The 24,131-nt window shown below is 48.7% G+C and carries 24 protein-coding genes and 1 pseudogene; 17 read left to right on the forward strand and 8 right to left on the reverse strand.

Features of this window, described 5'->3' with window-relative positions:
* Positions 1-153: 153 nt before the first annotated feature.
* Positions 154-915: a molybdopterin-synthase adenylyltransferase MoeB gene (gene moeB, locus KU855_RS13605; protein WP_218530825.1), complete on the reverse strand. Its 762-nt coding sequence runs from the start codon at positions 913-915 to the stop codon at positions 154-156.
* Positions 916-920: 5 nt separating this feature from the next.
* Positions 921-2,165, reverse strand: a complete 1,245-nt coding sequence (gene glp / locus KU855_RS13610) for a gephyrin-like molybdotransferase Glp (protein ID WP_218530826.1) — start codon at positions 2,163-2,165, stop codon at positions 921-923.
* Between the two features lie 227 nt (positions 2,166-2,392).
* Between glp and ftnA the strand changes: the two genes are divergently transcribed.
* Both ftnA and KU855_RS13620 read left to right on the forward strand, forming a co-directional pair.
* Positions 2,393-2,920 carry a non-heme ferritin gene (gene ftnA / locus KU855_RS13615; protein ID WP_218530827.1) on the forward strand — a complete coding sequence of 176 codons (528 nt, stop codon included), beginning with the start codon at positions 2,393-2,395 and terminating at the stop codon, positions 2,918-2,920.
* 159 nt (positions 2,921-3,079) lie between these two features.
* Positions 3,080-3,361: pseudogene (locus KU855_RS13620) on the forward strand (GIY-YIG nuclease family protein); the annotation flags it as partial.
* A gap of 13 nt (positions 3,362-3,374) precedes the next feature.
* Here KU855_RS13620 and KU855_RS13625 read toward each other — a convergent pair.
* The 5 genes from KU855_RS13625 to hslR all read right to left on the reverse strand — a co-directional run bounded on the left by KU855_RS13625 (position 3,375) and on the right by hslR (position 9,689).
* Positions 3,375-4,295, reverse strand: coding sequence for a DUF4097 family beta strand repeat-containing protein (locus KU855_RS13625; RefSeq protein WP_218530829.1), 921 nt, complete (start codon positions 4,293-4,295; stop codon positions 3,375-3,377).
* A 410-nt stretch (positions 4,296-4,705) separates the two neighbouring features.
* Positions 4,706-6,505 (reverse strand): M14 family metallopeptidase, encoded by a 1,800-nt coding sequence (locus KU855_RS13630; RefSeq protein WP_218530830.1) that lies wholly within the window; start codon positions 6,503-6,505, stop codon positions 4,706-4,708.
* Between the two features lie 151 nt (positions 6,506-6,656).
* On the reverse strand, positions 6,657-8,201 hold the full coding sequence (locus tag KU855_RS13635) for a phosphoenolpyruvate carboxykinase (protein WP_218530831.1): 1,545 nt from the start codon (positions 8,199-8,201) through the stop codon (positions 6,657-6,659).
* 227 nt (positions 8,202-8,428) lie between these two features.
* Positions 8,429-9,286: an Hsp33 family molecular chaperone HslO gene (gene hslO / locus KU855_RS13640; protein ID WP_218530832.1), complete on the reverse strand. Its 858-nt coding sequence runs from the start codon at positions 9,284-9,286 to the stop codon at positions 8,429-8,431.
* A 13-nt stretch (positions 9,287-9,299) separates the two neighbouring features.
* The gene (gene hslR, locus KU855_RS13645; protein ID WP_218530833.1) at positions 9,300-9,689 is read right to left on the reverse strand and encodes a ribosome-associated heat shock protein Hsp15; all 390 of its coding nucleotides are present in this window, start codon (positions 9,687-9,689) and stop codon (positions 9,300-9,302) included.
* Positions 9,690-9,969: 280 nt separating this feature from the next.
* Between hslR and gspC the strand changes: the two genes are divergently transcribed.
* Genes gspC through KU855_RS13705 form a run of 12 tightly spaced genes read left to right on the forward strand, consistent with a single transcriptional unit; the run spans position 9,970 to position 21,406 of the window.
* Positions 9,970-10,866, forward strand: coding sequence for a type II secretion system protein GspC (gene gspC, locus KU855_RS13650; RefSeq protein WP_218530834.1), 897 nt, complete (start codon positions 9,970-9,972; stop codon positions 10,864-10,866).
* A 26-nt stretch (positions 10,867-10,892) separates the two neighbouring features.
* On the forward strand, positions 10,893-13,010 hold the full coding sequence (gspD, locus tag KU855_RS13655) for a type II secretion system secretin GspD (RefSeq protein ID WP_218530835.1): 2,118 nt from the start codon (positions 10,893-10,895) through the stop codon (positions 13,008-13,010).
* Positions 13,003-14,571, forward strand: coding sequence for a type II secretion system ATPase GspE (gspE, locus tag KU855_RS13660; RefSeq protein ID WP_218530836.1), 1,569 nt, complete (start codon positions 13,003-13,005; stop codon positions 14,569-14,571). Before gspD ends, gspE begins: the two co-directional genes overlap by 8 nt.
* Before the next feature lie 4 nt (positions 14,572-14,575).
* A complete protein-coding gene (gene gspF, locus KU855_RS13665) occupies positions 14,576-15,796 on the forward strand; it encodes a type II secretion system inner membrane protein GspF (RefSeq protein WP_218530837.1) in 1,221 nt (406 codons plus the stop codon).
* A 44-nt stretch (positions 15,797-15,840) separates the two neighbouring features.
* On the forward strand, positions 15,841-16,275 hold the full coding sequence (gspG, locus tag KU855_RS13670; protein ID WP_218530838.1) for a type II secretion system major pseudopilin GspG: 435 nt from the start codon (positions 15,841-15,843) through the stop codon (positions 16,273-16,275).
* Positions 16,275-16,853 carry a type II secretion system minor pseudopilin GspH gene (gspH, locus tag KU855_RS13675; RefSeq protein WP_218530855.1) on the forward strand — a complete coding sequence of 193 codons (579 nt, stop codon included), beginning with the start codon at positions 16,275-16,277 and terminating at the stop codon, positions 16,851-16,853. The genes gspG and gspH overlap by 1 nt, the downstream gene beginning before the upstream one ends.
* Entirely contained in the window at positions 16,843-17,214 is a 372-nt protein-coding gene (gene gspI, locus KU855_RS13680) for a type II secretion system minor pseudopilin GspI (protein ID WP_218530839.1), read from the forward strand. The genes gspH and gspI overlap by 11 nt, the downstream gene beginning before the upstream one ends.
* Positions 17,192-17,932: a type II secretion system minor pseudopilin GspJ gene (gspJ, locus tag KU855_RS13685; protein ID WP_218530840.1), complete on the forward strand. Its 741-nt coding sequence runs from the start codon at positions 17,192-17,194 to the stop codon at positions 17,930-17,932. The genes gspI and gspJ overlap by 23 nt, the downstream gene beginning before the upstream one ends.
* Entirely contained in the window at positions 17,929-18,927 is a 999-nt protein-coding gene (gspK, locus tag KU855_RS13690) for a type II secretion system minor pseudopilin GspK (protein WP_218530841.1), read from the forward strand. Before gspJ ends, gspK begins: the two co-directional genes overlap by 4 nt.
* A 34-nt stretch (positions 18,928-18,961) precedes the next feature.
* Entirely contained in the window at positions 18,962-20,155 is a 1,194-nt protein-coding gene (gspL, locus tag KU855_RS13695) for a type II secretion system protein GspL (RefSeq protein ID WP_218530842.1), read from the forward strand.
* Positions 20,155-20,634 carry a type II secretion system protein M gene (locus KU855_RS13700; RefSeq protein ID WP_218530843.1) on the forward strand — a complete coding sequence of 160 codons (480 nt, stop codon included), beginning with the start codon at positions 20,155-20,157 and terminating at the stop codon, positions 20,632-20,634. The genes gspL and KU855_RS13700 overlap by 1 nt, the downstream gene beginning before the upstream one ends.
* Before the next feature lie 10 nt (positions 20,635-20,644).
* Positions 20,645-21,406 (forward strand): type II secretion system protein N, encoded by a 762-nt coding sequence (locus KU855_RS13705; RefSeq protein ID WP_218530844.1) that lies wholly within the window; start codon positions 20,645-20,647, stop codon positions 21,404-21,406.
* 35 nt (positions 21,407-21,441) lie between these two features.
* Here KU855_RS13705 and yrfG read toward each other — a convergent pair whose 3' ends face one another.
* On the reverse strand, positions 21,442-22,116 hold the full coding sequence (yrfG, locus tag KU855_RS13710; protein ID WP_218530845.1) for a GMP/IMP nucleotidase: 675 nt from the start codon (positions 22,114-22,116) through the stop codon (positions 21,442-21,444).
* A gap of 98 nt (positions 22,117-22,214) precedes the next feature.
* Between yrfG and nudE the strand changes: the two genes are divergently transcribed.
* The 3 genes from nudE to KU855_RS13725 all read left to right on the forward strand — a co-directional run bounded on the left by nudE (position 22,215) and on the right by KU855_RS13725 (position 24,116).
* Entirely contained in the window at positions 22,215-22,760 is a 546-nt protein-coding gene (gene nudE, locus KU855_RS13715) for an ADP compounds hydrolase NudE (protein ID WP_218530846.1), read from the forward strand.
* A gap of 90 nt (positions 22,761-22,850) precedes the next feature.
* Positions 22,851-23,663, forward strand: a complete 813-nt coding sequence (gene cysQ / locus KU855_RS13720; protein ID WP_218530847.1) for a 3'(2'),5'-bisphosphate nucleotidase CysQ — start codon at positions 22,851-22,853, stop codon at positions 23,661-23,663.
* The gene (locus KU855_RS13725; protein ID WP_371316363.1) at positions 23,664-24,116 is read left to right on the forward strand and encodes a GNAT family N-acetyltransferase; all 453 of its coding nucleotides are present in this window, start codon (positions 23,664-23,666) and stop codon (positions 24,114-24,116) included.
* The last annotated feature ends 15 nt before the right edge of the window (positions 24,117-24,131 follow it).

The following is a 24,131-nucleotide window of genomic DNA, read 5'->3' on the forward strand; positions in this document are numbered from 1 at the left end:
TTGATATGAGTACGCGCCAAAGCTTCTGAAAGTTGCATAAAAAAATCCGATGACAAGGGGTCATCGGATTTTGATCCTTTCAGTGAGATCGTCAAGCGATCTGTCTTAACTGATCGGCATTACGCCCAAGGGCGGTTTTTTATGGGGTTAACCTCATTGACCACAGACAGGGCAATTGGCTTGGGCGACGAGCTTCATTTCGCGAAACTCCATGGTCATGGCATCGACCATCAATAAACGTGCACTCAAACTGCGACCCATGCCGGTAATGACTTTAATGGCCTCGGTGGCCTGTAGGCAGCCAATCAGGCCCACCACAGGTGCCAAGATTCCCGACTCGACACAGGTGAGCTGCTGCTCGCCAAACAGTTGGCTAAAGCATTGGTAACAAGGCGTATTGGCTTGATAGTCAAAGACTGTCACCAGACCTTCCATGCGAATGGCGGCGGCCGAAATTAAGGGGACTTTATGGGCAAAGCAGCCGCGGTTTAATTGCTCGCGCACGGCCACATTGTCGGTGCAATCGACCACAATGTCGTGCTTGGCAATAATATCGTCCATCTGTGCATCATCTAAGACCGCTTGAATGGTGCTGATCTGCACATGAGGGTTGAGTTGCTCCAAGCTTTGTTTGGCGGACTCTACTTTAGCTTGGCCTAGGTTGTGATCATGGTGGAGCACTTGTCGCTGCAGATTAGATAATTCCACAGTATCAAAGTCGACCAAGGTCAGTTGACCGATCCCAGCCACCACTAAATATTGACTGGCAGTACAACCCAAGCCGCCAGCGCCTATTATCAACACTTTGGCTTGCTTGAGTTTTTCTTGGCCATCGATGTCCATTGATTTGATGGAGATTTGACGGCTATATCTTAGCATTTCAGCATCGCTAAGGATCTCTATAGGGTGCGACATGCTTGCTAATCCAGGATGTAATTAAAAGGTTCGACTATGACTTGGGTGCCCGCAGGGGTATCGCCTTGCATTTGATCTAACACAATAAAGCAGTTGGCTAAGGTCATCGAGGTTAACATGCCCGAGCCTTGGCTACCTGTGGTCGCTACGGTCGCGACTCCCTCGGCACTGGTCGTCAGAATGCCACGTTGATATTCCACTCGGCCAGGATGCTTGCGTATTGCTTGTTGTAACTCGGCGTTAATGCGAATGACAGGTTGTGGCGGCAAGCCTTGCAATTTATGGATCACAGGCATGACGATTTTATAAAAGGTCACCATCGACGATACGGGATTGCCTGGTAGTCCACAGAATATCGCCTTGGCAATATGACCAAACGCAAAAGGCTTACCTGGTTTGATGGCCAGTTTCCAGAAGGTAATCTGACCCTCTTCATCGAGAATTTGTTTGGTGTAGTCAGCTTCACCGACGGAGACGCCGCCCGAGGTTAACACTAAGTCGGCCTCACGTGACGCCGTCATAAATGCTTGGCGAATGGCCTCGGGATCATCTTTAATGACGCCCAAATCAAGCCAGTCGACACCGGCGCGGCTTAATAATCCTTGCAGTGAGTAGCGATTAGAATCATAAATCTGGCCTTGGCCCAGTTCGCTGCCGACTGGCATCAGCTCATCACCGGTAGAAAAAAAGGCGACTTTGAGTCGGCGCAAGACCTTGAGTTGCGGAACGCCAATCGTCGCCAGCACGCCCATTTCAGCGGCACCAATCTGACAACCTTGCGTCAGCACCTTGGTGCCTTGGCTAAGTTCTTCACCCCGTTGCCTGACGTTTTCACCCACCCCTTTGACGGCGGCCAAGGTGACTTGGGTACCATCCACTTGAGCTAACTCTTGCATTTGAACGCTGTCGTAGCCTGTCGGTACTGGTGCGCCCGTCATGATCCGAATGCAAGTGCCGGCCTGATATTGACCTTGATAAGGGTGGCCTGCAAATGACTGCCCCACTAACGTCAGGGGGCTATCAGGCTGCCAATTGGCATATCGAAACGCAAATCCATCCATCGACGAATTGGCAAAAGGCGGTAAATCAATGGCCGACACCAGATCTTCTGCCAGCACTCGCCCTAAGGCTTGAGGTAATTGCACCACTTCAGTTGCCGTTATCGCATTGACTTGTCCCAGCAGCAAAGGGATCGCAGCATCGGGATGGAGCAAGTCAGGTTGGCAACAGGGATCGTGACTGGTCGACATGGATTGTTCTCTACGCTGAAAAAGTTGCTGATATTATGCCATGCCCGCAAGGGATGATCATGATTTGTGGACTGTTATCACAGAAAAGTGTGCGCTGGCGCCGTCCTAAGCAACTAATAATATTTAATTTTATTTTAAATCAATATGTTAATTTGCCCAGTGGTTGCAATTCGAGCTGAGGTAGGCACAATAATAGCCAAGATTCTGAGCCGTGAAAGGGAATAGCTATGTTAGCAAGTGCAATGATCGATAAGTTAAATGAGCAAATTAATATGGAATTCTATTCCTCTAATTTGTATTTGCAGATGAGTGCTTGGTGCGAGGACAAGGGGTTTGAAGGCGCAGCCAAGTTTATGCGTGGTCATGCCGATGAAGAAATGGAGCACATGCGTCGCTTGTTTACCTATGTCAGCGAGACTGGCGGTGTCCCCCTGATTGGCGCAATTGAGGCCCCTGAGCATAACTATCATTCTTTGCTGCAATTAATGCAGCTAACGCTGGAGCATGAACAACTGATTACCAGCAAAATTAATGAGTTGGCCCATACTGCATTTATGACGCAAGACTACTCCACGTTTCATTTCTTGCAATGGTATGTGGCAGAGCAGCATGAAGAAGAAAAATTATTCAAATCAATCGTCGACCGCATTTTGCTGGTCGGTGAGGACGGTAAAGCGTTATTCTTTATTGATAAAGAATTAGAGGCGATGGCCAGCCAATCGGGGGCGAGCATCATGAGTGACGCTGGCGCCTAATATCGGTTAAAGGTTAGCCTTGATAAACAAAGAGCCTCAAATTGGCTCTTTGTTTCGTTTATTGACCTGCCCTTGGTGGCGATGGTTGCCGATGGCGGCCTTAAGATCAGCATTGACCCCACAGGATAACGAAGGATGAGCAGCGAAGCACCTGCGCGAGTTTGGTATTTATATATGCTGAAGTGTGCCAATGGGCAACTGTATACTGGCGTGACGACGGATGTTGAGCGTCGCTTGAGCGAACATCAAGCCAATTCAGTCAAAACCGCACGCTTTTTGCGTGGCAAAGGGCCATTACAATTGATGTATCAAGAAGTCGTTGGTAGTCATGGCGACGCCTTACGTCGCGAAATTGCAGTTAAAAAACTCAGTCGCAGTCAGAAGTTGCAGTTGATTGATAGGGAGCTCCCCAACCCTAAGAGCAGCCGCGGCTGCTCTTAGCTATGATGGCGGATTATTTTAACTGGGCTTTGTTATCCACGCCCTTAATGCCATTAATGGTGAGGCTACCAGAACCACTTTCAATGATGTTGACGTTGCCAACGTCGGCGACATCGATGTCACCGGAGCCATCTTCGATGGTCACCATGCCACTGACCTGACGCACTGTGATATCCCCTGAATTATCATCGATATCTAGGTTGCCGACTACCTGTGTTATCGTTATTTCCCCTGAGTTATCATCAATCTCAACATGGCCTTGGCTAGTGGTTAGAGAGATATCGCCTGAGCCATCATCAATCTCAATTTGGCCTTGAATATTGTTTAGCAGGATATTACCTGAACCATCTTCAATTTCCATGCTGCCTTGGCTACCCACAATCTCAATGTTGCCAGAGCCATCAGTAATGTCAGTGGTTAAACCGCCGCTGATCTTAATGTCACCCGAACCATCGACGATACGAATATGACCATGGGCCTGCTCAATCCGAATTTCGCCGGAACCATCGTTGATATCTATGTCAGTGCCGCCAATGATATCGAGATCCCCTGAACCATCTTTGAGTTTGAGCATCATGGCGCTTGGTACTTGCACCGTTAGATTGATATAGGGGCTATTGTTGGAGAAGGCGGTGTTTTCGATAGTTGCAATCAACACGGCTTGATTACCTTGTTGCTCAAGACTGAGATTAGGCTCGATATCTTCATCGCTGTAAATATCTGCTTTAACGTGGATTTTTTCTAAACCATCGACGGCAGTGATGCGTAGAAAACCGGCGCCGGTGTCGGCATTGAGTTGGGTTAATCCCGCACTATCTAATGCGAGCTCCCGAGTTTCCTGTAAGCGGGTGGCACTGCCAGAGGCGTTGACATTAATGATGCAACCGCTAAGGGCAAGTGTGGTAACGAGGGCGAATATTAGCATTCGTAACATGGTTATCTCCTTATTATGTTGGCTATGCTTGGCAAAAAGCAGAGGGCGGCGCTTTATTAAGCAACTTGTATGCCATGATGTATGTCTTTGGTATTGTTGGATTTATTTATTTGCCGTTCTTAGGTTGGTGGGCTAGCTGGCGACATATTGAGCATTGGTGTCAAGGTGTGGTCAATTTGACCTCGAGCTGGCTTAGGTTCAATCAGTACTCAATAACAGCAGCGGGTGATGGCAGAGTTCATGGCGAGAGTCAGGGGGGGGCGTCTCATTCTGACCTCGAGCTGGCTTAGGTTCAATCAGCACTCAATGACAGCGGCGGGTGATGGCGGAGTTCATGGCGTGAATCAGGGGGGAGCGCCTCATTCAGGCCTTAAAACTGGGCTCAAATGAGGCTCTGTCAGCTTTAGCGGCTATTGACCACGTAATACTGGGTAGACTTGATATTGTTGATCGTAATAGGGGCTGCGTTCATAAAACCACCTCAGCCTCGCCTTAGGATCGGCCGCAAAATCTGCATCGGATGTCAGCGCCGCATCAAATTCCGCTTGTAACTGCGGATCAGCGTTAAGCATTTGACGAGCTAATGGCTCCACCGCGTAATCCTCAATATATTCTGTGCGACTAAAGATCGGATTAAATAAGCCCCATTGCAGTAAGGAGTCTGGCGAATCAGGCTCTAACAGCATGATGGCCAAGTCCCCTAGCGGTTGGCGTGTACTAATTTTCATTGTGCCTTGTGGTAAGGTGGCGCGAACATCCTCTAAACGAGCGTGGGTACTGACTCGCTGGCGCCCTTCATAATCCTTGGCGCTAAACAGGTGACTGCTAAAAGTATACTGTTGCAGCTTAAGCTGGCTTTCACCCGTCAGTGGGCTCATCTTAATCCCGTGCAGTTGCAGCTTTGCAATCACTTCAGTCCATTGGGGCGGCACATAGTAGGCGGCTGGGCGTCGAGTACGTTTATCGGCACGGGTATTACCTATCACTGTAAGGTTGGGGTAAAGCTTGGGCGTTCCCAACCAGCGTACCACGCGATCTCCGCTGATAGGGCTGGTTTCAAGTGTATAATCTATGCCCTTAAAGTCCCAGCCTTGGGGTTGGCGTTCGTTGATCCAACTGAGGGTGACTAGACTTGAATAGCGATTTTGATCTTTGGTGATCGCGGCATTGAGCGAGCGTTGCTGTTGGCCTAAGGTGATCATGCTTTGTTCTAGCAGGACATATGTGCCAAGGACTCGTTGTTTATAGGGTTTTAGGCTGTGATTCTCGACCAACACCGTGGGCAGATGGCGAACATCACCATAACCATTGGAAAAGCGTGGTTCTGGATTCCAGAGGTTCATGCCCTGAGCCATGTCGCTATTATCAATGGCGAATACTAAGGGACCCGGGATATGACCCAGCTGGGTGAGACTCGCTTCTATGGCTGGGCGGTAGTGAGTCGTAAACCAGTCATAGATAGAGCGACTATGCCCTTGCTTTAAGTTATAGCCAAAGGTGACGTCGTATTGATAGTCGATGCCGTCAGTGACGTGGACATCAATATAGAGCGTCGGCTGCCATTGATTAATCGCCTTGAGCAGTGCCTGCATTTCCATACTGTCGGCTTTGGCGTAGTCGCGATTAAGATTGAGGTTGTTGGCCGTGGTGCGCCAGCCCATATTAACAGGACCCCGCTGATTGACGCGGTGGTATTGTCCTTGGCGCTCGTGACCATCAACATTAAAAATTGGAATAAACAGCAGATTCGCTTGGTCGAGTAATGCGGCCTTAGGGCCGGTAACGATATCGCGAATTAACATCATGCCAGCATCTTTACCATCAATTTCGCCGGCATGGATCCCTGCTTGAACCAGCAGTGTTGGCTTACGATTTGCCTTGAGCGCATCTGCGTCTTGGGCTCCATTGGCGGAGACGATATACATCCAAATGTCGCGCCCTTGAGGGCTCATGCCGAGACTGATTTTTTGTAATTGCGCTGAATGGGTCATGAGCTTATCTAAATAAGCCTGGGTGTTGTCATAGTCGGGGCTGGTCAATCCTTGACTGAGTTCGAACTCGGTGGCCAAGGGGTGTGATGCTTGCAGCAATGCTTCGCTACTGCCTTGCCAAGGTAAGACGGGGGGGAGCAGTTCATTGGCCAAGCTTTGGTTGAGGCTGATAATAAATACGCTCGCGACTAAGGCGGGCTGAATAACGGACCTAAACATGCTCTATCCCTGCATTAATGTTACTGGCTGAACGCCATATTGCCACATAAATCATAGGAGGGCATTAGCCCTCCTATATTGTTGAACTTAGCTTAACTCGATTGAGTTAAGCCAGTCTGAGTTTGCTATGACCAGTGTCCGCTTATCAATGCTAAGACAGCGTCGGCCCTGCGGCACGAATAGAGTCTGGTACTTGGTATTTTTCAAAATTGGCATTGAAGTCTTGGGCAAGCTTATTGGCATAAGACTGATACGCTGCTTTGTCTGGCCAAGTGTTGATTGGATTCAATAGTTGGCTATCAACGCCAGGAACTGCCACGGGAATATTGAGGTTAAGTGTGGCAAGGTGCTCGGTGGCTACGCCGCTGAGTTTCCCTTGAACGATGGCATCAATCACCGCACGTGTGGTGGGAATGTCAAAGCGCTTACCGACACCATAAGGGCCGCCGGTCCAGCCGGTGTTGACTAGGTAAACTTGGCTGCCAAAGGATTCAATCCGCTTGATCAGTAGTTCGGCGTAAACTCCTGCAGGACGGGGGAAGAAGGGCGCGCCAAAGCAAGTGGAAAAGGTGGATTCAATGGCCGCAGAAGAGCCCATTTCGGTCGAACCTACCTTGGCGGTATAGCCCGAAAGAAAATGATAAGCGGCCTGTTCTTTGGTTAACACCGAGACTGGCGGTAAAACTCCTGATACATCGCACGTGAGAAACACCACGGCATGAGGTTCATCCCCGCGGTTTTCTAATTGGCGTCGGGCAATATGCTCCAGCGGATAGGCGGCGCGAGTATTTTCCGTCAGGCTGGCATCAGTAAAATCTGGGACGCGATGTTGATCTAATACGACGTTTTCAAGCACGCATCCAAAACGAATCGCATCCCAAATCACGGGTTCATTTTTTTGGCTTAAATCAATACATTTTGCATAGCAGCCACCTTCAATATTAAACACGCCGCCAGCAGCCCAACCGTGTTCATCGTCACCGATCAAAAAGCGCTTAGGATCGGCTGAAAGTGTGGTTTTTCCAGTACCAGATAAACCAAAGAATAGGGTGGTATCGCCCGCTTCGCCGACATTGGCTGAGCAGTGCATGGGCAGTACCCCTTTGGCCGGGAGTGAATAATTCTGGACCGAGAACATCGACTTTTTCATTTCCCCAGCGTACTTAAGTCCGGCTAATAACACTTTACGCTGGGCAAAGTTGATAATGACGCAAGCCTCTGACTGGGTGCCATGCTCGCTGGGAACACACACAAACCCGGGAGCGTTGACAATTTGCCACTCCGCCTTGCCAGCCTGATTAAACTGCTCAGGGACGATAAATAGATTGCGGGCAAACAACTGGTGCCAAGCATACTCGGTCGTGACTCGTACGGGGAGGTAGTGGGCTGGGTCGGCACCGACTTCGAGCTCGGATACAAAGGTGTCTTGGGCGCTTAAGTAGGTTGTCACTTGTTGCCATAAGCGATCAAATGCATCGGCATCGAATGGGCGGTTGACCTTGCCCCAATCAATATTGTCGGCACTATCGGCATCTTTAACGATAAAGCGATCATTGGGGGAGCGACCGGTTCTTGAGCCGGTGGTTGCTACCAGAGCACCGTTGGCGGTGAGTTGCCCTTCTCCTTTGGCAAGTGAAAGTTCAATCAACTCGGCTGGGCCAAGGTTGGTATATACGCGGGGTGCACTATCCGCCATGGTGAAGTCTCCATTGTTGGCATTGAGGTTTTCGGTCTGCGCCGAATTAGATGTTGTTATTTGTTACGGCTTTGTTTTGCGAGTGTAACCCAGCATGGCAGGAGAAAGGGAGGCATATTTATAAAAAATACTAATTAAAACCGCGTGGTAAAAGGGTTTGACCAAAATTGAATATAAAAAAAACACGCCCAATGGACGTGTTTTTTTGCTCAATCATACCACCGCTGTTACTGCATTCCCGGTGCGTGATGATTGGCATAAATACCTGCGACATCAATAGCATCAAATCGATATTGGCTGTTGCAATATTCACATCCAAGCTCGACATAGCCGATATCATTAACAATTTCGTCGATTTCGGCGCGATCGATGGTGCGGATTGCGTTGGCACTGCGCTCCCGTGAGCAGGTGCATTTAAAGCTGACGGCCACCGGTTCAAACAGGCGAACTTGTTCTTGGTGATATAAGCGATGCAATACTTCTTCGGCGGCTAAGTGCAAGATCTCTTCAGCCTTGATGGTGGCGGTAAGCTGGCTTAAATGATCGAACATCTCATTGTTTTCAGACTCAGATGGCAATACCTGCAGCATGATCCCGGCGGCATGGCTAGCACTGGTAAATAGCCAAATCGCAGTGGGTAACTGCTCGGATTGGGCAAAATAGGCTTCTAAGCAAGCGGCGAGGTTAGGTTTATCTAACGCAACGACCCCTTGATAGCGCTCACCTTGAACCGGTGTGAGGGTAATGACCATATACCCTTCACCGAAGAGCTGGGCTAAGCTCGCGTCATCGGCTAGCTCGCCTTCCCAGCGCGCGACACCGCGTAATTCTTGCTGGTGGTTAGCATTAATGACGGCCATGGATACTGGGCCATTGCCTTGCAACTGAATGCCAATATCACCTTCAAATTTTAAAGTGGCAGTAAGTAATGAAGTCGCGGCCACTAATTCACCCAGTAATTGCTGTAACACGGGAGGGTAATCATGGCTAGACAAGATGCTTTGATAGGTATCTTGCAACTGAACTAATTCACCGCGTACATCCGCATTATCAAACAAGTAGCGGTATAAGGTATCTTGACTCATAGTGATCTCACTTCTAAACGTCTTTAAAACGCTGCAGTTGGCGGCGTTGTTTTTTGTCTGGTTTGCTCTCTGGCGCTGGGTTGGTCAAGATGTTTAAACGTCTTGCCTCAGCATTGGCCTTGGCTTTAATTTGGCTTTCAGGCGTTTCCTGATAGAGCTCACTGGCAAGGGTGGCACTACGGCGGATCCCGGATAATTGTAAGATCACGACTTCTTTGGTATCAAAACCTTGCCGTAATCTGATCAAGGCGCCAATCTCAGCATTCTTGCTGGATTTGGCACGCTGGCCGTTGTAATGTACTTTACCACTGTTGATCATCTCTTTGGCGAGCGCTCGAGTTTTATAAAAACGAGCCGCCCAAAGCCATTTATCGAGTCTTACAGCGGTATCTTGTTCCGGCATATGGGCTCCCTGACAGGGCATGGTGGATGCCGGTATTTTGGCAGAATTTGAACGCAATTTCATCATTTTGAATTGCGTGCTAACCCGAACAAGCACTTAGGTTCTATTTAACAGTATACTGCCGCCAGCATTGAATGCGGCGCGAAAGTTATCATAATTGCGGCAGTGGTGCCAATGGCCCAAGCGAGTTAATCACTTGTTGTGTTAGTTTGGCTCAGGTAGCATGGTATTTCATGCATCAATGATATTTACAATAGAGGCCTCACAGGGTCCGGTGACAATGACAGCACTCGAACGTTTATTGGGAAAAATTAAACTCTTACCTATGACCAAGCTGACCCAAACTCTGGTTTGGATCTTACTGGTTGTGATTGCTTATCTGTGCGCGCAACTTAGTTGGAAATTATACCCCAGTCAACAACAAGTTAGCTCGTGGACGCCCCAAGCTGTGGGGGGTAACCAGGCTCAAGTCAGCCACGATGTCAGCGAGTTAATCCAATTAAACTTATTTGGTCGTGCCAGTGCGGTAGCAAAGCCGAAGCCAGTAGAGACGGCCAAGGTTATCGATGCCCCCAAAACCAATTTATCCATCCAGCTTACTGGCGTGGTTGCGTCCAGCGAACTGCAAAATGGCTTAGCGGTGATTGACTCTAAAGGTAGCCAAGACACCTATAGTATAGGGGACAAAATTGTTGGCACCTCCGCCTCGCTAAAAGAGGTTTATGCTGACCGTATTATTATCACCAATGGCGGCCGTTATGAAACCTTGATGCTCGATGGCTTAAGTTACACTCCCGCCAGTAATGACAGTATTCCGCGAGCCAAGGTTCAGCAGCAGGATAACAGCGATAACGCCGAGTTGATGGCTGAGCTGCAAGCTACCCGTGAAGATGTATTGGCTGACCCGTCCAAGATTACCGATTTTATCGCCATCTCCCCTGTCCAAGTAAGTGGGGAGCTACAGGGCTATCGCTTAAACCCAGGCAAGGACAGACAACTGTTTGCCGATGCGGGGTTTGAGGGCAATGATTTAGCAAAAACAATCAATGGCTATGACTTAACTGACATGGCTCAATCAATCGAATTGATGGCCCAGCTACCTGAGTTGACTGATGTGTCTGTGATGGTTGAACGTCAAGGGCAACTGATCGAAATATCCTTTAGTCTGCCGCAATGACACTCGTTTTAGGGGAAAAGAGAACAATGAAAAACTTCCAGTTTCGACGCAAGCTACTCGCGACCATGCTCGCCAGTGCGGCCATGTTTTCATCGCCGGCTTGGTCTGAACAATATGCCGCCAACTTCAAAGGCACTGACATTAAAGAGTTCATCAATATCGTGGGTAAAAATCTCGATAAAACCATCATCGTCGACCCGACGGTGCGTGGAAAAATAGATGTTCGCAGCTATGACATGTTGAATGATGAGCAGTATTTTCAGTTTTTCTTAAATGTGCTTCAAGTCTATGGTTATGCCATCGTTGAGATGGAAAACAATATCTTAAAAGTCGTCAAAGATAAGGATGCCAAAGTATCGGCCATTAGGGTGGCCGATGATGCCAAACCCGGCGTCGGTGATGAACTGGTGACACGTATCGTGCCGCTGTATAACACCGAAGCTAAGCAATTGGCGCCATTATTACGCCAGCTCAATGATAATGCTGGTGGCGGTAATGTGGTCAACTACGATCCTTCTAACGTCTTGATGTTGACCGGCCGCGCAGCAGTGGTTAATAAGTTGGTAGAAATTGTTCAGCGGGTTGATAAGCAAGGCGATACCGAAGCGCAAGTGGTACAGCTTAAGCATGCTTCTGCCGGTGAAATTGTCAGGATTGTCGATAGTTTGTATCGTGCCAGCGGCAATCAGGCTCAGTTACCCGGTCAGGCTCCTAAAGTGGTGGCTGATGAGCGTATCAACGCGGTAATCGTGAGTGGCGACCAGAAGAGTCGGGAGCGCGTTGTCGCCCTGATCAAAAAGCTGGATGCTGAGCAGGCTAACAATGGCAATACTAAGGTCAGATACCTGCATTACGCCAATGCCGAAGATTTAGTGGAAGTCTTAACCGGATTTGCTGAAAAACTGCAAGAAGGCCAAGACGGCGGCGCTGCGTCAGGTAACAATAATCGTCGTCGCAATGAAATTAATATCATGTCTCATGCCGACACCAATGCCTTGGTGATCAGCGCCGACCCCGAGCAAATGCGCACTCTAGAAAGTGTTATTAATCAGTTGGATATTCGGCGTGCTCAGGTCTTAGTCGAGGCTATTATTGTCGAAGTTGCCGAAGGCGATGATGTCGGCTTTGGGGTGCAATGGGCGACGACGGCTGGCGGCGGTACGCAGTTTAATAACTTAGGTCCTACCATTGGTGAGATTGGTGCCGGTATTTGGCAAGCCCAAGGGGAGGAAGGCACATTTATTACCAACCCTAACACTGGGCAAGTCATTGGCCAGAATCCAGATACCAAAGGCGATATTACCCTATTGGCACAAGCCTTAGGCAAGGTCAGTGGTATGGCATGGGGCGTGACCATGGGCGACTTTGGCGCACTCATTCAAGCGGTGTCGAGTGATACCAACTCCAACGTGTTGGCTACCCCCTCAATTACCACCTTAGATAACCAAGAGGCTTCTTTTATCGTTGGTGATGAAGTGCCGGTACTGACGGGCGCCCAAAACTCGTCTAACGGCAATTCTAACCCGTTCCAAACCGTGGAGCGCAAAGAGGTTGGGGTTAAGCTTAAAGTGATCCCCCAGATTAATGAAGGCACCTCGGTCAAACTAACCATTGAGCAAGAAGTGTCAGGCATTAATGGCAAAACTGGCGTCGATGTGACGTTTGCGACACGACGGTTAACCACCACTGTGATGGCAGATTCTGGTCAAATCGTTGTGCTGGGCGGCTTAATCAATGAAGAAGTGCAAGAAAGTGTCCAAAAGGTGCCTTTCTTGGGAGATATCCCCTTTATCGGTCACTTATTTAAGTCTTCCTCGTCAGGCAAGAAAAAGAAAAACCTGATGGTATTCATTAAGCCCACCATTATTCGTGATGGCGTCACCATGGAAGGCATTGCTGGTCGCAAGTATAACTACTTTAGAGCGCTCCAACTACAGCAGCAGGAACGAGGTGTTAACTTGATGCCAAATACCAATGTGCCTGTATTGGAAGAATGGGATCAGTCCGAGCATTTATCGGATGAAGTCAATACCATCCTTGAGCGTTACAAAGAGGGTAAGGGCTTAGAAACCCGCATGCGTAAAAGCGACGATACCTTAAAAGTCTTAGACGAAAATAAACAAAAAGATGCAGTCGATGAGTGAACCCCAGTCAATTTCTGAACTGTCGGCGGAATTGGCCGACATCAATCATGATCTGATTGCTGAATCAGATATCGATGCTGTCTATGTCAGCGATAGCCGTGAGCGCTTGCCTTTTGCGTTTGCGCATCGCTTTGGCGTGGCGCTGGATAAGCAAGACAATAAGCTGGTGTTATTCCATCGAGCCGATGCCGAGTTGGCCGTGTTGCTGGAGGTGCGTCGTTATGCCGGACGCACTCTACCACTGCAATCATTATCGATTGATGCCTTTGAGGCGCGATTAACGCAAGCCTATCAAGCCAATTCATCTGAAGCTCAACAATTGATGGAAGATATTGGTAATGAAATGGATTTGTTTACCTTAGCGGAAGAAATGCCGCAAACCGAAGACTTACTTGAGGGCGATGATGACGCGCCAATCATTCGGTTAATCAATGCGTTGTTATCTGAAGCCATTAAAGAAGAAGCGTCAGATATCCACATTGAAACCTATGAAAAGCAGTTAGTGGTGCGCTTTCGAGTCGATGGGGTATTGAAAGAAGTCCTTAAACCAAATCGTAAGTTATCGTCATTGCTGGTCTCACGGATCAAGGTGATGGCCCGTCTCGATATTGCTGAGAAACGGGTGCCGCAAGATGGTCGTATCTCATTGCGTATTGGTGGTCGCGCTGTCGACGTGCGGGTATCAACCATGCCATCGAGCCACGGTGAGCGAGTGGTATTACGTTTATTGGATAAAAATGCCGGTAATCTCGACCTCAAGCAATTGGGCATGACTGAAGAAGTGCGAGTGCGCTTTGATGCGTTAATTCGTAAACCGCACGGTATCTTATTGGTGACCGGTCCGACGGGGTCGGGTAAAAGTACCACACTTTACGCGGGCTTGACTGAAATCAATTCAAAAGACACCAACATCCTAACGGTTGAAGACCCGATTGAGTATGAGTTACATGGGATTGGTCAGACCCAAGTTAATACCAAGGTCGACATGACCTTTGCTCGCGGTTTACGAGCCATTTTACGTCAAGATCCCGATGTGGTGATGATCGGTGAAATCCGCGATTTAGAAACCGCACAAATTGCAGTACAAGCCTCGCTGACTGGTCATTTGGTGATTTCGACACTGCACACCAACACGGCCTCGGGCGCGATCACCCGTTTACAAGATATGGGGGTTGAACCCTTTTTGGTGTCCTCGAGTTTGCTTGGGGTGTTAGCTCAGCGACTGATCCGCACCTTATGCCATGAGTGTAAGCAACCTCATGCGCCTGATGGTCGCGAACGGGAATTCTTGGGGATTAGTGAAGACACTGACGCGGTGATTTATCGGGCTCAAGGCTGCTCGGCTTGTGGTCACAATGGTTATCGTGGCCGTACGGGTATCCATGAGTTATTGGTTGTTGACGATCATATCCGCGAGTTGATTCATAGCGGCCGTGGTGAGCTGGCGATTGAAAAGCATATCCGTAAGCATACCCCGAGTATCCGTCATGATGGCATGAGCAAGGTGTTGAGTGGTGTGACTACCTTAGAAGAAGTACTGCGCGTAACGCGCGAGGAGTAATAAGGTGGCGGCATTTGAATACAAGGCGTTAACTAAGCAAGGCGCCCAGAAAAAAGGGGTGATTGAGGCCGATAGCGCGCGTCATGCTCGTAGTCAGTTGCGTGAGCAACAGTTGATGCCGCTAGATATTCAACCGGTGACCACGAAAGAGGCCAAAAATCATCAAGGATTTAGCTTTTTCAAGCAAAAAGTCTCGGTGGCCGAATTAGCGCTGATCACTCGTCAAATTGCGACCTTAGTGGCTGCCGGGATCCCCATTGAAGAGTCGCTGAAAGCCGTTGGCCAACAGTGCGAAAAGGCGCGATTGGCAAGCTTAGTCATGGCGGTACGATCGCGGGTCGTAGAAGGCTATTCGTTAGCCGATTCTATGGCCGAGTTTCCCCATGTGTTTGATGATCTTTATCGGGCCATGGTGGCTTCAGGGGAAAAATCGGGTCATTTAGAAGTGGTACTGAATCGCTTGGCAGATTACACCGAACGCCGCCAACAACTTAAATCTAAATTGACGCAAGCCATGATTTATCCCATCACCTTAACCTTAGTGGCCATCGGGGTGATTTCCATTCTATTGGTGGCCGTGGTGCCAGAAGTGGTTGGTCAGTTTGAGCACATGGGGCAAGAGTTGCCTACGGCGACCCGAATTTTAATTTCAGCCTCTGATTTTGTTCAGAATTACGGCGTATTCTTGCTGGGCTTCGTGCTGATATTTGCGGTGTTGATGCAACGCCTGTTGCAACGCCCACAGTTAAAAATGAAGTACCATCGCACCCTGTTAAAAATGCCAGTGGTAGGCAAAGTGACTAAGGGGTTGAATACCGCCCGTTTTGCGCGAACCTTAAGTATTTTATCGGCCAGTTCAGTGCCCTTGCTTGAAGGGATGCGGATTGCTTGTGATGTGCTGCAGAATGTGCGAGTGCGTGAAGCGGTGGAAGAGGCGACGGCGAGAGTGCGTGAAGGCACCAGCTTGGGCGCAGCACTGGGTAACACTAAACTGTTTCCGCCCATGATGCTGTATATGATCGCTTCCGGTGAAAAAAGTGGCCAGTTAGAGCAAATGCTTGAGCGCGCGGCAGATAATCAAGATAACGAATTTGAGGCAAATGTGAACATTGCCTTGGGTGTCTTTGAGCCCATGCTCGTGGTGTCTATGGCGGCGGTGGTGCTCTTTATTGTATTAGCTATCTTGCAGCCCATATTGGCGCTGAACAATATGATTAGTGGTTAATGATATCGTCGGCCGATAGGGCCATTTTTTTGGAGAAGTAATAGATGCAAAAGAACAGAAAACAACAAGGTTTTACCTTACTTGAAGTCATGGTGGTGATTGTGATTTTGGGTATTCTGGCATCGATGGTAGTGCCTAACTTAATGGGTAACAAAGAAAAAGCGGATCAACAGAAAGCGGTGTCTGATATCGTTGCCCTTGAAAACACGCTAGACATGTACAAGCTAGATAATGGCATTTACCCCACGACCGAACAGGGACTGGAAGCGTTAATTCAGAAACCGAGTGGTTCACCTGAGCCGCGTAATTATCGGACCGATGGTTACATCAAACGTTTACCGCAGGATCCTTGGCGTAATGACTACTTAATTTTAAGTCCTGGCGAGAATGGCAAGATTGATGTGTTCAGTGTGGGTCCCGATGGCCAAGCCGGCACCGAAGACGATATAGGTAACTGGAATCTACAGAACTTCCAGTGATGCGAACCAATCGTCAACGGGGATTTACCTTACTTGAAGTGTTGCTCGTGGTCCTCTTAATGGGGATCGCGGCCACGGCAGTGACCTTATCTATTGGCAATAATGGACCACAGCAACAGCTGGATAAAAGTGCCAATCAGTTTATGACCGCGGTGCGAGTCGTGTTAGATGAGGCGATTTTGAATGGTCAGTTTGTTGGGGTAGTGATCGAGCCTGATAGCTATGAGTTTGTGCTCTTTAAAGAAGATAAATGGCAAGCATTAGCGCAGGACAGATTGCTGGCCAAGCGCGAACTTGAGTACCCAACTCGCCTCGATGTCATTGTTGAAGGCATGCCATTAATTCAAGATGATGAGCAAGATGAATCCTGGTTTGATGACCCTTTTGAAGAGGCCGATGTTGGCTTTACCCAAGATAAAAAACTCCCAGAGCCACAAATTTTACTCTTCCCAAGCGGCGAGGTCACAGCGTTTGAACTGATTTTTGCCGTGCGCGACGATAAAGGGCAACCACTAGAAGCTAAAGTATTTGCTGATAGCTTGGGTCGCCTGAGCCGGGAGCCTTTTGATGAAATTTAATAAAGGCATGACCTTGCTAGAGGTGATGGTCGCGCTGGGGATCTTTGCGGTCGCGGCACTGGCGATTACTAAGAGCCTTGGTGATTTAATGGCTAACATGCCGATTTTAGAAGAGCGCACACTCGCACAATGGGTGGCAGACAATCAAATGGTCGACGCGCGACTAGAGCCCGGCTTTTTGCCCATAGGCAAGAAAGAAGGCAGTGAAGAGTTGGCCGGCAAAGAATGGTATTGGCGCCGTGAAATCGTCAAAACCACCGATGATAATTTTAGAATGATCCGCATCAGTGTGAGTGATGACCGCCGGTTTGATAGGGTGCATGCACAAGTGAGTAGTTATGTCACGAATCCAGACCAATAAGCGCAGTCTGAGAGGCTTTACCTTATTGGAGATGCTGATCGCCATCGCGATTTTTGCCATGCTGGGCTTGGCGGCGAATAGTGTGTTGCAGGCGGTGATAAAGAATGATGAAGTAACCCGTGATTTTGCCAAGCACTTGCAAGAATTACAGCTGGGATTTGGTGCCATTACCCGCGATCTGCAACAAATGGTTCCAAGAACCCCAAGGGGCGCCGATGGCGCTGCCAGCAATGTGGTATTGCAATCGGGTTCAGGCTTACTGGATTCAGATGACGAAGCGATCATGTTTTATCGCATCGGTTGGTTAAACCCCGATGGCTTATTGCCGCGAGGCAGTGTTCAGGCCATTGCTTATGTGCTGATTGAAGACCGTTTAGAGCGCTGGCATTTTCCTTATCCAGACCCTGATATTGGGGCTGAGCCAGTAAAAACAGTGTTAATGGATAACGTCTTAGCCGTGAATTATGCCTTTTTTGTCAATGATAGTTGGCAAACAAAAATCGATGGCACTCAGATGCCCTTAGCCATCGCCATGAAAGTGGAGCAAGAAGGGTTCGGTATGATTGAACGTAAATTTCTATTGCCCGAGAATTCGTTAGTGAAGAATAACAATAACGATGATGGTAATAGTAACGGCGGTGATGATACCGATAACAAGGATGACGACCAGAACGGTACTGGCGGCGATGACACTGGGCAGGGGGATAATGGCACATGAGGTTGAAATCTCCTCGGCGTGAGTCCGGCGTAGCCCTGTTGGTGGTGTTACTTATTGTTGCCATTATTGCCTTGTTGGCCACAGAGATCACTTCGCGTAATCAGTTAGAAGTGCGGCGAACATTGAATTTAGCTCAGTATGATCAAGCTTACTGGTATGCGATGAGTGCGGAGCAATTAGTTAAGAAAGTATTGAAGCAAGATTTAGATGATAGTGATGGCACGGTCCATTTACAGCAATATTGGGCATTGGCCGATGTGGTTTTTCCAGCGGAGTATGGTGAGATCTCGGGTAAGATCACCGACATGCGCTCATGCTTTAACTTGAATGCCTTATCTCAAAAAAGTGCGGATACTGAAAACGGTGTTCCAAAAATGCCATTGCCAACTCGGCAGTTTCAGGCCTTATTGGTTGCATTGGGGATGGATGATTATAGTGCCGAGCGTTTGAGTCATAATCTCAAAGATTATGTGGACGCCGATGACGTCACCAGCCCTTATGGCGCGGAAGATGCGGAATATGAAGCCAGAACGATGCCGTATCGCGCGGCCAATAACTTATTGCAACATCGTAGTGAGTTACGCGCCGTGATTGGCTTTACCCAAGATGTGTACCAAAAATTACAGCCTTATGTGTGCGCCATCCCTGGGGATGATAGGCAATTGCTGAATATCAATACCTTAGAGCAAGAGCAGGCGGCGCTGTTGGCCGCCATGTTTGAGAATAAAATTTCTGTTGGTGAGGCGGAGAGTATTCTCAGCCAACGCCCAATGAGTGGTTTTGAAAAAATCACGGATTTCTGGGAAATTGGCTCCTTGGCCAATCTGCAGCAAGATGAGGTAATGAAGTCGAGCATAGTGGTCGATAGCCAGTACTTCTTTCTGCAGGCTGGGGCGAAAGTGGATAATGCGGTATTTTTGATGGATAGCGTCCTTAAGCGGCAAAGCGGAAATAAGATGGCGGTCGTAGCCCGTCAATTTGGTGGACAAAAATAACAATCCTGCATAGATGCTGGAGTGGAGAATAAACGTGAGTGAACGCCTGATAATACGTCTAGGCATAGATGATGCGAGCCCTTGCAGTTGGTTAATTTGGTCGGCTGCGACTAATGACGTCATCGCATCTGGTGTTTTGGCAAAACCATCAGAGTTAGCCACTTTAAGCGAACACGCCGCCAATCGTCCTGTCGATGTCTTAGTGTCCTCGGCGGGCTTAACCCTGACTCAGGTCAATTTGCCGGTAAAAGGTCAGCGTCAGGCATTAAAGGCCTTACCCTTTATGCTGGAAGAAAATTTGGCTGGCAATGTCGATGACATGCATTTTGTACCATCCGAGCGCGATGGTGATTTGCTCGGGGTTATTGCCGTGAGCCATCAACAAATGCAAGCTTGGCTGGCGTGGTTAGCAGACGCGCAAATCACCCCAAGCGTCATGCTGGCAGATTGTTTATGTTTACCCGCGGTTGATGGCTGTGACTGGAGCGCCATGGCCTTTGATGACGATATTATGCTGCGTCTTAACGGTGGTTTAGGGTATTTGCTGCCTAAATCATGGTTACTACTGGCATTAACACAATTAACGGCAACCTTGCCGACGCCGCCGGTGGTTGCTTGTTTTACCGAGATGGATTTACCCGCCACGGATATCCGCATGCAGCCGTTAGAGTTGCCAATGCAGGTGCTGGTATCCGGTATCAGCTCGGCCAAGGGAAATTTATTAAGTGGCCATTATCAACCCAAAAAACACTATTCTGCGGCGTTACGGCCGTGGTTACCGGTCGCGGCCTTAGTGCTGCTGGCCTTGGTCTTGTCCTTGGTGGATAAAGGGGTTGCCATTTATCGCATTAATCAAGAAACCCAAGTGGTACAACAACAAGTGCAGTCGATTTTTACCACCATGGTACCGGGCAGTCGCCGGATCGTTAATTTACGTAATCAGCTGGGTGCTGAGCTGCGTAAGCTACAAGGCCAGGGCAGTGGTGGTCAATTATTTGTGATGTTGGCTGAATTGGAGCCGGTCTTTAAAGCGGTGCCGTCATTAAAACCCAATGGCTTGCGCTTCGATAGCCAGCGCAGTGAATTACGCTTGCAAGTCACGGCGGACAGTTTTGAGCAGATAGAAAAGTTTCGCGAGTTAGCCAGCAAAGATTTTAAGGTGGAGGCCGGAGCCATGAATAGTGCCGAGCAATCAGTTAATAGTACGCTGATCTTGAGGAGTATTTAATGGAACAGACCTTGAAGAGTTGGTGGCAGTCACTGGCACAACGCGAACGGCAAATGGTGGCAGCCGCCGTGGTGGTGATCATCATCGGGGTAGGTTATTGGGGAATTTGGAGCCCAATCACTAACGCCTTGAGTGATGCCGAGCAAGATTTACAAGTTCAACAACAGAATTTGTTATACGCCAAAACGACGGCGAATCAAATTACCGCTTTGCGACAAAGTGGCCAACAAAGTACTCGGCGCGGTAGTATCAGCACCATAGTGACGAAGGCGGCCAATGATTATCAGTTAGAAATTAGTCGAATGCAGCCTCAGGGCAATTCGATCCAACTGTGGATGGATGATGTGCCTTTTAATACCCTCATCAGCTTTTTGGATAAGTTAGTCCAAGAACAAGGGTTATCGCTAGATAGCTTAGACGTGAGTGAGACCGATACTCCCGGGATAGTTCAGGTTCGCAGGATCCAACTGTCGCAATAAGGAAACCGTAGTGAAAGTTGTTAAGAAAGTCCTATTTTTCGTTCTCTTGTATGGCGTTTTTATGCTGGCATATTTACCTGCTAGTGTGGCGATCTCTTGGGTGAGCTTGCCTAAAAATCTCACCTTATCTGGGATCAGCGGTAGCATTTGGTCAGGAAAAATCAATCAGTTATCTATTGATGGGCGCCAGCTCGATGACTTGCGCTGGCAGATGACTCCGCTGCAACTATTGAGCGGAAAGGTCGCGGCTCATATTCAAGTGGGAAGCCGTGCCACACTGGTTAATGCTAAAGCGAATGTAGCTTATGGCATGTCAGGTTTGGCCTTGAGCGATGTTAGGTTTGAAGCGCCTGTCGCTTGGTTGATTGGCAATAGCCGTTTACCGTTTCGAACCAAAGCGCAGGGGGAGGTGACCGTGTTGCTCACCGATTTTACTCAAGGCGCCCCTTGGTGCTCGCAGCTGGATGGTAAAGCCTTTGCCTCTGGATTGCAGGTTGATAATCAATTTGGCCAATATCCGCTCGGACAATTGCAGTTGGCAATGAGTTGCACTGACGGTCAAGTGATGGTTAATATTGATGAAACCACCAATGGTTTGGGCTTGTCTGGCAGCGCGACCGTCGGTGAGCAGATGCAGGTTGCATTGACGGCTAAGATCCGTGAAACCAATACCATGCCGGATGATCTTAAAAAGGCGCTGACCTTTTTAGGCCAGCCCGACAGCCAAGGTTATTATCCTCTCAAATTTAATGGCCGAGTGCCCGGTCTATAATCGCATCGTCCTGAGGCCAAGGCTGTTCCTTGGCCTCAGGATGAATGACTAATGAGTAAGTCCTGCAATAAAACTTGGTAGTCGTGGATCGCCGGAAAGTCAGTGATGACTTGATGGGGTTTTTGCGAGTCAGGATTATTGATCCCCAATTGAAAACCAATCCCAGCCGCCTTGGCTGCGGCTAAGATGCTGGGGCTATCGTCGATAAACAGACAGCGCTCTGGTACGAGATCAAAATGGTCAATGGCAAACTGCCAAAACTCTGGCCGTTCTTTGGCATAGCCACTGGTATGGCTAGACAGTTGCCCATCTAATTGACTCTCTAACCCTGTGTGTTCCAGCTTTAACGCTAAATTATCGGGGTGCGCATTGGTCAATAACAAGCGTTTTTTGCCGGCCTGCTTTAAGGCCAATAAAAATGGCATGCTGTCTTGTCGCATTTGAATGCGTTCAATGAGGCGATAATGCAGTGCCATAATATCCAGCCCTAAGGTCTGTTGCCAATAATCCAAGCAATACCAGTCTAACGTACCTGCCACTTTCTGGTAGGCAGCTTCCACTTGCCCTTGCGCTTGGGTCAATGAAATCTGGCGTTGCAGGCTTAAGGTCTGGGGGACTAGTTGCTGCCAAATGCAATTGTCGAAATGGAGGTCGAGTAAGGTGCCATCCATATCCAATAAGACGGTATCAATTTGTTGCCAAGGAAACATAACTGCCCTTTGTCGATATTTTCAGTTGTGCAATAACAGCAGCATAGTAAGATTAGAAGGCAAAAGATATTTAATTTCCCCTTTAATCTGAGGCCACTATGAGCACAAGGCAAAAGCCCGATATTTTAGATAGGCAAGTGGTTGCCCATAGTCGTTTGTTCAAGATTGAACAGGTTCATCTTAAGTTTTCCAATCAAGTCGAGCGCGTTTATGAGCGGATGGCCGGTTCAAGTCGTGGTGCCGTGATGGTGGTGCCTATGCTGGGCGAACAGTTATTGCTCGCCAGAGAATATGCCGCCGGCACTGATAACTATGAATTAGGCTTTCCAAAAGGCTTGATCGATCCCGGTGAGGATGGCATCACCGCAGCCAATCGTGAATTACAAGAAGAAATTGGCTACAAAGCCGCGCACTTAACCTTGTTGAAAGAGTTGTCGCTGGCACCTGGCTATTTCTCCAGTAAGATGCAGATTTTTTTGGCCCAAGATTTGACGCCAAGCCAATTGGAAGGGGACGAGCCAGAACCGATAGAGGTTGAGCCTTGGGCACTTGCGGATTGGGAAAAATTACTCGAAGATCCTGATTTTACTGAATCCAGAAGCGTTAGCGCATTGTTTTTAGCACTGAAGTATCTCAAACTTTAGTCATACCGGTTGTCGAAGGTCGACAAATTACATTTTTATTCTGAGTTGTGCTGATGGCTCTTGTGGTTGCCATTAGCATCTGGAGTGAGTATGCAGCCAGAACAATTGATAGAGGCCGTTATTGCTATCGCAGCGGATGCGGCCAAAACGATCAAGTCTATTTATCTCGATGGTCATTTTGAAAAAGAACTGAAGCAAGACAATACCCCTGTGACTTCCGCCGATATCGCCGCCCACACATTAATTACAGCGAGCTTACAACAGTTGACGCCGACGATACCGGTGATTTCTGAAGAAGATGCCGATATTCCGTTTGCAGTGCGGAGTGACTGGCCTAGATATTGGCTCGTGGACCCTTTAGATGGCACAGGCGAATTTATTGCCGGCAGTGATGATTTTTCGGTGATCATTGCCCTGATTGAGCACAATCGCCCCATCATGGGGGTGGTGTATGTGCCGATGACCGACGTGTGTTATTACGCCATTGCTGGTCTCGGGGCTTATAAGCGCGCCGGCCAACAAGAGCTTCGTATCCAGGCCAAAACCTTAACCGCAGGCCGCGATAGCGATTTACGATTGGCTGTGAGTCGTCGCCAAGATCCTAAGTCGGTGCTTAAGTTGTTTGCTAACCCTAAGCATTGCGAGTTAGTGGTGATGGGGGGCGCGGCCCTCAAAGCCTGTTTGGTGGCTGAAGGGCGTGCGGATTGTTATGTGCGTATCGGTCCTACCGGCGAATGGGATACTGGAGCGGCCCAAATTATTGTGGAAGAGGCCGGCGGGCAAATCATGGATATTAGCTTATCACCGCTGACTTATAACGAACGAGAAACCATGGAAAACCCGAACTTTATCGTGGTTGGCATGCCATCCTTACCTTGGGATGAGATCATGCAGGAGCAGTAGGTGAGCGAATTTATCCTTGACGTTGCTACCAAGCAAGATTTGGCGCAAGTCTTTGCCCTTGAACAACAAGTCTTTGGTGAGCATTCGTATCCAGACTTCTTTTTTAGACAAGCATTTGATTGCTGGCATGATGGCTTGATGGTCGCTAAAAATTGCCAAGGTAAGATCCTCGGCTATCAGTTGGCAGTGCGCGGCTCAGATCCCAAAGATTACTGGATTTTATCCCTCGCCGTGGCTACCGAGAGTCAAGGCCAAGGGGTTGGAAAACAGTTGATAAAGGCTGGGATCCGTAAGGCGCCATCGGGGGTTGAGCGGGTGTTATTAACCGTGTCACCCACCAATAGCGCTCGGCAACTGTATCAAGCACAAGGCTTTGCTGATATCGCCTTTGATGCCGAGTACTTTGGGCCCAACCAGCCTCGGATAGTGATGGCGCTGGCGCTATCAGCCTAATGAGCCGCCGCAGGA

Source organism: Shewanella sp. NIFS-20-20, from assembly GCF_019209865.1.
Lineage (GTDB): Bacteria > Pseudomonadota > Gammaproteobacteria > Enterobacterales > Shewanellaceae > Shewanella.

Coding starts and splice junctions, on each gene's coding strand:
- moeB (WP_218530825.1), bottom strand. CDS start 915: ATGTCGCACCCTATAGAGATCCTTAGCGATGCTGAAATGCTAAGATAT.
- glp (WP_218530826.1), bottom strand. CDS start 2,165: ATGTCGACCAGTCACGATCCCTGTTGCCAACCTGACTTGCTCCATCCC.
- ftnA (WP_218530827.1), top strand. CDS start 2,393: ATGTTAGCAAGTGCAATGATCGATAAGTTAAATGAGCAAATTAATATG.
- KU855_RS13625 (WP_218530829.1), bottom strand. CDS start 4,295: ATGTTACGAATGCTAATATTCGCCCTCGTTACCACACTTGCCCTTAGC.
- KU855_RS13630 (WP_218530830.1), bottom strand. CDS start 6,505: ATGTTTAGGTCCGTTATTCAGCCCGCCTTAGTCGCGAGCGTATTTATT.
- KU855_RS13635 (WP_218530831.1), bottom strand. CDS start 8,201: ATGGCGGATAGTGCACCCCGCGTATATACCAACCTTGGCCCAGCCGAG.
- hslO (WP_218530832.1), bottom strand. CDS start 9,286: ATGAGTCAAGATACCTTATACCGCTACTTGTTTGATAATGCGGATGTA.
- hslR (WP_218530833.1), bottom strand. CDS start 9,689: ATGCCGGAACAAGATACCGCTGTAAGACTCGATAAATGGCTTTGGGCG.
- gspC (WP_218530834.1), top strand. CDS start 9,970: ATGACAGCACTCGAACGTTTATTGGGAAAAATTAAACTCTTACCTATG.
- gspD (WP_218530835.1), top strand. CDS start 10,893: ATGAAAAACTTCCAGTTTCGACGCAAGCTACTCGCGACCATGCTCGCC.
- gspE (WP_218530836.1), top strand. CDS start 13,003: ATGAGTGAACCCCAGTCAATTTCTGAACTGTCGGCGGAATTGGCCGAC.
- gspG (WP_218530838.1), top strand. CDS start 15,841: ATGCAAAAGAACAGAAAACAACAAGGTTTTACCTTACTTGAAGTCATG.
- gspH (WP_218530855.1), top strand. CDS start 16,275: ATGCGAACCAATCGTCAACGGGGATTTACCTTACTTGAAGTGTTGCTC.
- gspI (WP_218530839.1), top strand. CDS start 16,843: ATGAAATTTAATAAAGGCATGACCTTGCTAGAGGTGATGGTCGCGCTG.
- gspJ (WP_218530840.1), top strand. CDS start 17,192: ATGTCACGAATCCAGACCAATAAGCGCAGTCTGAGAGGCTTTACCTTA.
- gspK (WP_218530841.1), top strand. CDS start 17,929: ATGAGGTTGAAATCTCCTCGGCGTGAGTCCGGCGTAGCCCTGTTGGTG.
- KU855_RS13700 (WP_218530843.1), top strand. CDS start 20,155: ATGGAACAGACCTTGAAGAGTTGGTGGCAGTCACTGGCACAACGCGAA.
- yrfG (WP_218530845.1), bottom strand. CDS start 22,116: ATGTTTCCTTGGCAACAAATTGATACCGTCTTATTGGATATGGATGGC.
- nudE (WP_218530846.1), top strand. CDS start 22,215: ATGAGCACAAGGCAAAAGCCCGATATTTTAGATAGGCAAGTGGTTGCC.
- cysQ (WP_218530847.1), top strand. CDS start 22,851: ATGCAGCCAGAACAATTGATAGAGGCCGTTATTGCTATCGCAGCGGAT.